This window comes from Streptomyces chiangmaiensis, from assembly GCF_036281785.1.
In the GTDB taxonomy this organism is placed as follows: Bacteria; Actinomycetota; Actinomycetes; order Streptomycetales; family Streptomycetaceae; genus Streptomyces; species Streptomyces chiangmaiensis.
This window is the reverse complement of sequence record NZ_JAYWVC010000475.1, coordinates 1-2,334: the sequence shown is the minus strand read 5'-3', so window position 1 is coordinate 2,334 and position 2,334 is coordinate 1. Positions and strand designations below refer to the sequence as shown.

Below are 2,334 nucleotides of genomic sequence, written 5' to 3'. Positions count from 1 at the left end.
CCGCGCCTGCGCAGTCATCGCGTCGTCCGCACTGCTGCGCAGCCACGCGCCGAGGAACAGTTGCGCGTAGCCGCCCGGGTCGGCGGCTGATGCGGTGCGCACGGCGGTGGGCTTGGCCGCGGGGGCGGCCGCGACCGTGGTCGGGGTTGAGGCGATGGCCACGGCGAGGGCGATGGGGCCGGCCGCGATGACGGTCCAGACCGCCACGCGTGAGAGGCGTACGCGGTGGCGCATCGCCTCCAGCCGGGCACCGGCCGCCATCGGAGCAGCAGCGACCTCACCCGGTGAGGCCTGCTTGCCAGGGGGCATGGTCAAACTCCCAGATCAGAACGGATGTTGCTGATCTCGAGAAAACCCGTCGACCCCGACCCGACCACCGACCACGAACCCCCGACCAAGGTCACGATGGGGACACGAAGTCCGTGGTTGGGGTCATGGTCGGCCCAACCATGACCCCAACCACGGGTCAGCCGCGAGCTGTCGGCAGGCCGTCGCATCCGACGCACGGTCCCCGGAGAGGCGACCTTTGTGCGATCAGGTGTGGTGCGCAGACGGAGGCCGATCGGGCTGCGGCAGGCACCTGCGCAGTGCTCCGTACGGACCTGCGTAGGAGAAGACCAGCAACCTACGGACTGCGCAGCCGGCCTCTCGGCGCAACTCGACTGCACAAGATCTTCGGCCGGTTGCGCAGCCCCTTGCGCAAGGCTCGACTGCGCACGGCCCAACTGGTGTTGCGCAGCCCGATTGCGCAACGCCGACGGGTGTTGCGCGGTCTGATTGCGCAGCCCGTTCGTGGCTGCGCAAGCGCTGAGCGTCCGTGGTGATGGTGCGTGGTTGGCCCGACCATGAGGCCGACCACGGCAGCTAGACGGCTGTGTTGCCGGATCGTGACCGATGGTCGGGGTTCATGGCCGTCAGCCTGGTCGGGGTCGGCGGGTGAGCTGAACGCATGGAACACACGCACGCCCGCGCACCCAGCATCGACGGTCGCCCCACCTCGGCGCGCCTGGTGTGCTGCCCTGGCCACCGTGCGCGGCCCGCTTTGGGAGCACGGCCGTGAGCCGCTTCGGGGCAGGTGTCCGTCGCGGTGTGATGGCGGCCGACCAGTTCACTCAGATCGCCAACGGCCTGTTCCGCGACAGTCGGCTGTCTTTCAAGGCGAAGGGGATCTTCGGGTACGTCAGCACACACCGGGACGGCTGGCAGGTCACCCTCGCCCACCTAGTTGCCGTAGGTCCCGACGGGCGCGAGGCGGTCCGCGCCGGTCTGAAGGAACTGGAGCGATACGGCTACCTCATCCGCGAACGCCTACGCCGGGCGAACGGAACGCTCCGCGAGGTCGTCTACTCGATCACCGACCGTCCCGCCGCCCTCGACGCCTCCCTGCTGGAAGCCACCTCAACCGTGGTGATCGACGACGAGCATGACGTCGGTTTCGGGGCGGGGATCCGACGGGGGGTGATGGCGGCCGACCAGTTCACTCAGATCGCCAACGGCTTGTTCCGCGACAGTCGGTTGTCTTTCAAGGCGAAGGGGATCTTCGGGTACGTCAGCACGCACCGGGACGGCTGGCAGGTCAGCGTTGCTGAACTGGTGCGCCGTGGCACGGAGGGCGTTGACGCGGTCACCACGGGGCTCAACCAGTTGGAGCGGCACGGATTCCTCTATCGCACCCGCGAGCGCAATCCCGACGGCACGCTCGGCCAGGCGCTCTACTTCATCACCGACTTGCCCGCCCTGCAAAATCCCAGGTCGCAACCAGAGTCGGGTTTTCCAAGATTGGCTGAGCCTACGTTGGCTGATCCGGGCACTAAGAACACCAACAGAAAGAAGACCAACAAGCAGAACACCAGACCCCTCCGTCCGTGCCGCGGCGACGCGACACGAGCGCACGGACGGACGGACCAGTTGGCCGCGCCTACATCCCCGTCAGCCGGGCCTACAACGGATGACATGCATCCGGGAATCCGGCTGCTGCTCGACCTGGGGGCGGCCCGCCCCGAACTGCTGCTGACCGGGCAGGCGCTGACCGACCAAGGCCGCGTCGTGACTGTGATGCTCGAGGCCGGCTGGAGCCAGGAGCAACTGCGGCACGTCATCGCTACCCGACCGCTGCCGAATCCGGTGCGGACCACGGTCGGCGCGATCATCGCCGCCCGCCTGCGCGCCGCCCAGGCCTACCCGCCGCCCGCCCTCGCGGCCGACCACCACGACCAGCCCGTGCAGGACGATGCGCGGCCGCAGCCGATGACCGGCTCCGCCGCCGCCCGCCCGGTGAGCGAGGCCCTGACCTACCGGGCCCTGATCGAATGCTCCGGCTGCGGCCTGCCCGGC

The 2,334-nt window shown here is 69.1% G+C and carries 1 protein-coding gene and 1 pseudogene; one reads left to right on the top strand and one right to left on the bottom strand.

Going from position 1 to position 2,334, the window contains the following annotated elements:
* A pseudogene (locus VXC91_RS44600) lies at window positions 1–309 on the bottom strand (conjugal transfer protein); the annotation flags it as partial.
* Window positions 310–1,056: 747 nt separating this feature from the next.
* Here VXC91_RS44600 and VXC91_RS44595 point away from each other — a divergent pair.
* Window positions 1,057–2,334, top strand: a 1,278-nt coding sequence (locus VXC91_RS44595; protein WP_329513048.1) for a hypothetical protein, incomplete at its 3' end; no start/stop codon positions are given.